6 protein-coding genes are annotated in these 6643 nt (G+C 52.0%); 4 read left to right on the plus strand and 2 right to left on the minus strand.

Going from position 1 to position 6643, the window contains the following annotated elements; genetic code table 11:
• Positions 1-142: 142 nt before the first annotated feature.
• Complete coding sequence (locus EDM58_RS22590; RefSeq protein WP_122915338.1) at positions 143-1786, plus strand: peptide ABC transporter substrate-binding protein; 1644 nt, start codon at positions 143-145, stop codon at positions 1784-1786.
• A 52-nt stretch (positions 1787-1838) separates the two neighbouring features.
• Here EDM58_RS22590 and EDM58_RS22595 read toward each other — a convergent pair whose 3' ends face one another.
• Complete coding sequence (locus tag EDM58_RS22595) at positions 1839-3029, minus strand: MFS transporter (RefSeq protein WP_122915339.1); 1191 nt, start codon at positions 3027-3029, stop codon at positions 1839-1841.
• Between the two features lie 146 nt (positions 3030-3175).
• Here EDM58_RS22595 and EDM58_RS22600 point away from each other — a divergent pair, with 146 nt between their 5' ends.
• Both EDM58_RS22600 and EDM58_RS22605 read left to right on the plus strand, forming a co-directional pair.
• Complete coding sequence (locus tag EDM58_RS22600) at positions 3176-3574, plus strand: hypothetical protein (RefSeq protein ID WP_122915340.1); 399 nt, start codon at positions 3176-3178, stop codon at positions 3572-3574.
• Positions 3571-3774 carry a YqgQ family protein gene (locus EDM58_RS22605; RefSeq protein WP_023557864.1) on the plus strand — a complete coding sequence of 68 codons (204 nt, stop codon included), beginning with the start codon at positions 3571-3573 and terminating at the stop codon, positions 3772-3774. The genes EDM58_RS22600 and EDM58_RS22605 overlap by 4 nt, the downstream gene beginning before the upstream one ends.
• A 37-nt stretch (positions 3775-3811) precedes the next feature.
• Here EDM58_RS22605 and EDM58_RS22610 read toward each other — a convergent pair whose 3' ends face one another.
• Positions 3812-4285: an NUDIX hydrolase gene (locus tag EDM58_RS22610; protein ID WP_122915341.1), complete on the minus strand. Its 474-nt coding sequence runs from the start codon at positions 4283-4285 to the stop codon at positions 3812-3814.
• Between the two features lie 297 nt (positions 4286-4582).
• Here EDM58_RS22610 and tkt point away from each other — a divergent pair, with 297 nt between their 5' ends.
• Positions 4583-6592, plus strand: a complete 2010-nt coding sequence (tkt, locus tag EDM58_RS22615; protein ID WP_122915342.1) for a transketolase — start codon at positions 4583-4585, stop codon at positions 6590-6592.
• The last annotated feature ends 51 nt before the right edge of the window (positions 6593-6643 follow it).

The raw sequence follows: 6643 nt of genomic DNA on the forward strand, positions 1-6643 counted from the left end.
GGAGCTGGTGGTTATTTTTCTTTATTAATGTATATAAACGGAATATTTTGATAAATCATAATAAAATCTATCGCAGATCTGTTCATTCCCCTTTTCTCCTGCGCTATAGTAAGGGCAATTGGAAAAATAAGGGGGATCTTGCATGAAAAAAATCATGTCCGCCATAGCCACATTGATCCTGGTGACAGGAGTATTGGCAGGTTGTACAGGGCAGGCACCTTCTGCTACGGAGTCTGGCGCAACGAATCCATCAGGCGGCACGAGCAGTCCAGCCCCGTCTGCTGGCGACAAAGTGTTCCGGATCAACATCGGCTCCGAGCCTTCCACAGCAGACCCCGGCTTGGCAGATGACAGCACCTCGATTCTGGTCGTCTCCTCCCTTTTCGATGGCTTGACGAGAAGAGGCGTGGACGACAAAATCCACAATGCCGTCGCCGAAAAGATCGACATCTCTGAGGACGGTTTGGTCTATACCTTTCATTTGCGGGATTCCAAATGGAGCAACGGCGATCCGGTGACAGCGCATGACTTCGAGTTTGCGTGGAAACGCGCGCTTGATCCCGCATTTGCTTCCAGCTACGCCTACAATTTCTTTTACATCAAGAACGGAGAAGCATACAACGCAGGCAATGCCACGGCTGATGACGTCGGCGTAAAAGCACTCGACGACCATACCCTTGAAGTCCATCTGGAAAATCAGACGCCGTTTTTCCTGGAGCTTACCGCATTTGCCACCTATTATCCGGTCCATCAGAAGACGGTCAAGGATAATCCCGAATGGGCGATGGAAGCCAGTACCCACATCGGCAACGGGCCGTACACGCTGGCAAAATGGGAGCATAAAAGCGCCATGCAGTTCACGAAGAACGGCCACTATTGGGATAAGGACAACGTCAAGGTCGATAAAGTAGACGCCACGATGATCGAAGACAACAACACGTCTTTCTCCATGTTTGAGAATGGGGAGCTGGACTGGGCGGGTGCCCCGATGGTCACTTTGCCTACCGATGCTATTCCTGTGCTAAAGGACTCTGGCAAACTGCAAGGTAAGCCAGTCGCATCAACTTATTTCTACTCCTTCAACATTGAGCAGCCCCCTTTCAATAATGTGAAAATCCGCAAAGCGTTCAGCTATGCGATCAATCGAAAAGAGATTGTCGAGAATATCTTGCAGACAGGACAGATCCCTGCACTTGGCTTTTTGCCCCCGACCATGTCTGTCAAACCGGAGGGCTACTTCCAGGATCACGACACCCAACGTGCCAAGCAGCTGCTGGAGGAAGGCATGAGGGAGCTTGGGATCAGCCAGCTGCCGCCAATCTCGGTGATCTTCAATACAAGCGACGCGCATAAAAAAATTGCCGAAGCAATCCAGGATCAATGGCGGCAAACGCTCGGCGTCGATGTGAAAGTGACCAATTTGGAGTTCAAGGTATTCCTGGATACGGTGGACGAAACGAATTATCAAATAGCTCGGCGCGGATGGGCGGGGGATTTTAACGATCCAATCACCTTCATGGAGATTTTCCGGGAGAAAAAAGGAAACAACAGCACGAACTGGATCAATGACAAGTACAATCAACTGTTGGTCCAAATCAGCAAGGAAACAGATCCCCAAAAACGCCAGCAGCTTTTTGGCGAGGCGGAGCAAATTCTGATGGACGAAATGCCGATTGCCCCGATCTATTTCTATAAGGACAGTTGGCTGCAAGGAGAGAATGTGGCCAAAGGCATATACGTCGATGTGCTTGGCAACGGCGATCTGAAGTATGTCGAGATGAAGTAGCACTCAATCAAAAAGGCTGGAGAAGCGATCGAATGCTTCTCCAGCCTTTCTTTTAAGCTTCCAAGCTTGGCTCAGGCAGCCTCTGATGACGCAGACGGAACCAGATCAGGACGATGACCATCAGGACCCCGCCCAAGATGAAAGGTCCACTTGCGGTGAACTGGTAGACCGCTCCTCCCGCCAGGGGACCGAGGATTCTCCCCAGGCTGTCCATCGAGCTGATCGCGCCAGTGGTGACTCCTTGTCCGATCGTGGTGCGCTGTGTGATCATGGCATTGGCCGTAGCGCGAATCATGCCTTGTCCAGCGCCAAACAATGCGAGGATCAAGGAAAAGGCCCAGAAGTTCCCGAATACCGGAATCGTGAAAAAGCCAATGCCGTACAGGCACATCCCAATGGTCAACACGGTTGCTTCCCCCCAGCGTTTCACCATCTTGCCGATCATGCCTCCCTGTACGAATGCCGCGATAATCCCCATGACCAAAAACATATAGCCGAGATCACGCGAATCAAATCCGTACAAATCGCTGATGTAGAGGGCAAAAGTCGTTTCGAGCCCGGAAAAGGCAAACGATACGATGAACAGAATGGCATACAGCAAGGACAGCGAACCGAACAAGGCGCCAAACGGATTGGCTCCCTTGCGTTTTCCGGAGGAGCTGCGTTTTTCTTTCGGAAGACTTTCCGGCAAGGCAAATAATATGACAAAAAAAGTAAGCAACGCTACGCCGCCCGAGACAAAGAAGGGTACGGCCACGCCATAACTGCTCAGCAGTCCGCCGATCACAGGACCAAAGACAAAGCTGAGTCCGATCCCAGCGCCGACGATACCCATTCCTTTTGCGCGGTCCTTGGGAGGGAACAGGTCAGCGACCATCGCGTGTACCGTAGGCAGGGCTGCAGCGGAGACGATTCCGCCAAGGATGCGGTAGATTAACATTTCTGTATAACTGTCCGCCAATCCAAACAGGATAAACGTGATGGCAAATCCAAACAAGCCAAAGGAGACGAGCGGCTTGCGTCCGATCCGATCCGAAAGGGTACCCCAAAGCGGGGCAAAAATGAATTGCATGATATTGAAACTGGCAAACAGGACACCGAGGTCAAAGGAGGAGGCTCCCAGTTTTTCTGCAAAAAATGGCAGTATGGGAATAATAATTCCAAAGCCCAGCATGGTGAGAAACGCAATCAAGAATAAGAGGGCGAGATGTTTCTTATTCACAGAAAATACCTCTTTCCACACGAAATTAGCTGTTTTTACCTTACGTGAAGGTGTCAGTGAAGTCAAGCAAGGGAATGGGCATGTTCCGAGCTACGTGCTATAATGAATGTGAAAATTACCATATACTTTACTATGGAAATTATCTATTTCTGAGGAGTTTGTAAACCATGTCTACTGCGATGATGTACTACCTGGCCTGGCATGAAGATGATTGGCTGGACGAGATGCTGGATCGTTTCCCTGAAGTAAACGCGGTTGTCCCTACAGCCAAGACGTTCGCCATGCTGGCAGAACAGCGAAAGTCCGGTGAAGTGGAGCGTGCGGTGCTCGTTCTGAATGCGGCCCAGGAACAGGAGAGATGTCATGCGTTTCTGCAACAATGCATGGCGGACCCGCTCATATCCGCTGATCCGTTGTACATCGTCGGATTGCGACCAGAAGAGGAGAAGGCGTGGCAAGAAACGTATCCGCACGCGAAGATCGTCGTGATTACCGGCTTTGCTGTCGAGTTTGACTACGATGCCGTCCTCGCTAGGATGGAGATCGATCTGGAGGGATCACATTGAGAAGGAGCCCGAACGACTTCGATTTGAACGCGTTTCTGCAGCGTTACTCATTATTTGTGTATACAGGAGATCCATTAGGGGATCTTCTGCTGATCGAAGATGAGATTCGTGAACTGTACGAGCTGAACGTCATCGACAAGGAAGAGTTCATTGAGGCGTTGGCGGCGGTCAAAAACAGAAGAAGCGGGCTGCGGTCCTGACGAAACGCCCATATAAAAACAACCGTAGAGGCTGACCCTACGGTTGTTTGGCGTGCACTTGATCTGCGGCTTCCCTCCAGCCAAAACTGTCGAACCACTTGCCGTCCCGATAGTTCGTAATAGCTTGCCGAACATAGGGAATCATATTCTCAGGCAAACGCTGCATGTCCACCCAGATCAGCTCGTCGCATTTGTCCGGCTCGTTGTTGGTGATATCGCCGCCCCAGCGTGATGCGGCGAGAAAAAAATCAATCCGCTCGTCACTAGAACGGCGATGCATCACGCCTGCTACCTGCAGATCTTCTTCCGTGATGTCGATTCCGCATTCTTCACGCGCTTCCCGGATTGCGGCGTGCTTGACCTGTTCGTTCCCGTCCATATGTCCGGCAGGAACGCTGTATTTCCCGTCTTCATAGCCTGTGTTGTATCTTCGCAGAAGGAGGACTTCATTTCCCCTCAACAAGAAAAGATGGACGGCTACAGGCATGGTAAACCGTTTTTTATCGCTCATCCGTTTCGGCTCCTCAAGGATCTATTGTCATGACGGGCGATTCTCTTTTTCTGCCCGTTTTTTTCGCAATTTTTCCCGATTTTTCTTAAACATAGGCGAGCTGGAAAAGGCAAAGATCAACATCCCAAATCCAGCTAACGCCAGGACAATACCGATGGTCAAGGATAACGCAGGAGACAAGTTGGTTTCCCCTCCTTTTTCAATTGCTGGCATGATTGTAAAAAGGAACTGTGCTATAATTGGACAGTCATGTTATTACCCGAATATTACAAGTACAGACAGGGAGGATCGTGTAAGATGACTCAGCAATCTACTGTTGATCAGCTTTCCATTAATACAATCCGCACGCTGGCCATAGATGCCATCGAGAAGGCCAATTCCGGACATCCGGGCATGCCGATGGGGGCAGCTCCCATGGCCCATGTGTTGTGGAGCCGCTTCATGAAAGTAAACCCCAGCAATCCGAGCTGGATCGATCGGGACCGTTTCGTTCTCTCGGCTGGACATGGCTCTATGCTATTATACTCGATGTTGCATTTGATGAAATACGATGTTTCGATGGAAGACTTACATAACTTCCGCCAATGGGGAAGCAAGACGCCAGGGCACCCCGAGTTCGGACACACGCCGGGCGTCGATGCGACGACAGGGCCGCTCGGCCAAGGGATTGCGATGGCAGTCGGAATGGCGATGGCAGAAAAACATTTGGCCGCTACCTATAATCGGGACGGCTTTGATCTGGTCGACCACTATACCTATGTCATCTGCGGCGACGGAGACTTGATGGAGGGCGTGTCCAGCGAGGCGTCTTCCCTGGCTGCTCACCTGAAACTGGGCAAAATGATCGTTCTCTATGATTCCAACGACATCTCGCTCGATGGCGAACTGTCCCGCTCCTTCTCGGAAAATGTGGCGCAGCGCTACCAGGCGTACGGCTGGCAATACCTGCGCGTTGAAGATGGCAACGATCTCGCTGCTATCGAAGCGGCTATCGCAGAAGCGAAGAAGGACCTGGATCGCCCGACGCTGATCGAAGTGAAAACAGTCATCGGCTACGGAAGCCCGAACAAAGGCGGCTCCAGTGCTTCTCACGGGGCACCACTGGGCAAGGACGAAGTGAAGCTGACGAAAGCGCACTACGAATGGACTCATGAAAACGAATTCCATGTACCGGAAGAAGTATCCGCATTCTACAGCGAGCTGGCCGCCAACGGGAAAAAAGCGGAAGCTGCCTGGAATGAGCAATTCGCAGCCTATGCAAAAGCGCATCCTGAATTGGCTGAGCAGTTTAAGCTGGCAGTAGACGGCAAGCTGCCTGCGGGCTGGGAACAACAGCTGCCAGCCTACGAGGCGGGAGCAAAGCTGGCGACCCGTGCGGCCTCCGGCAACGCCATCAACGCATTGGCAAAAGGCATCCCGTTCTTCCTGGGCGGCTCCGCTGACCTGGCTTCCTCCAATAACACGCTGATTAAAGAAGGAGGCAATTTCCTCCCAGGTACTTACGAAGGCCGCAACATCTGGTTCGGGGTCCGCGAATTCGCGATGGGGGCAGCGCTGAACGGAATGGCTCTGCATGGCGGAGTAAAAGTGTACGGCGGTACATTCTTTGTCTTCTCTGACTACCTGCGTCCGGCGATTCGTTTGTCTGCACTGATGAAACAGCCAGTGGTCTACGTCTTTACTCATGACTCGATCGCTGTTGGTGAAGACGGACCGACGCATGAACCGGTTGAACAATTGGCTTCCCTGCGCGCGATGCCAGGCCTGACCATCCTGCGTCCGGCTGATGCCGTGGAGACGAATGAAGCGTGGAAATACGCAATTTCCCGCACAGATGAACCGGTTGTTCTCGTATTGACACGTCAAAATCTGCCTGTTCTGCCAGAAACGATGGAGAAAGCAGCTGAAGGCGTTGACAAAGGGGCCTATGTACTGGCTGACGCACCAAGCGGCAAGCCTGCACTCATCCTGATCGCAACTGGTTCCGAGGTTTCCCTGGTGATGCAAGCCCGTGCAGCATTGCTGGAACGCGGAATCGAAGCACGCGTGGTCTCCATGCCAAGCTGGAATCTGTTTGAGCGCCAGCCGCAGGAATATCGTGAAGCAGTCCTGCCGTCTGATGTAAAAGCGCGCCTTGCCGTTGAAATGGGATCGCCGATGGGCTGGGAACGCTATGCAGGCGACAGCGGAAAAGTCATTGCGATCAACCAATTCGGCGCATCCGCGCCAGGTGAGCGAATCATGAAGGAGTACGGTTTCACCGTGGAGAACGTCGTTGCCGAAGCGGAAAAACTGTTGAAAAAATAGCATTTCGATAGGAGAAAGCCTACCTTCTGCCATGAACTGCACCCCGTCAAG

Origin of the sequence: Brevibacillus panacihumi (assembly GCF_003710985.1) — a bacterium.
GTDB classification, from domain to species: domain Bacteria; phylum Bacillota; class Bacilli; order Brevibacillales; family Brevibacillaceae; genus Brevibacillus; species Brevibacillus panacihumi.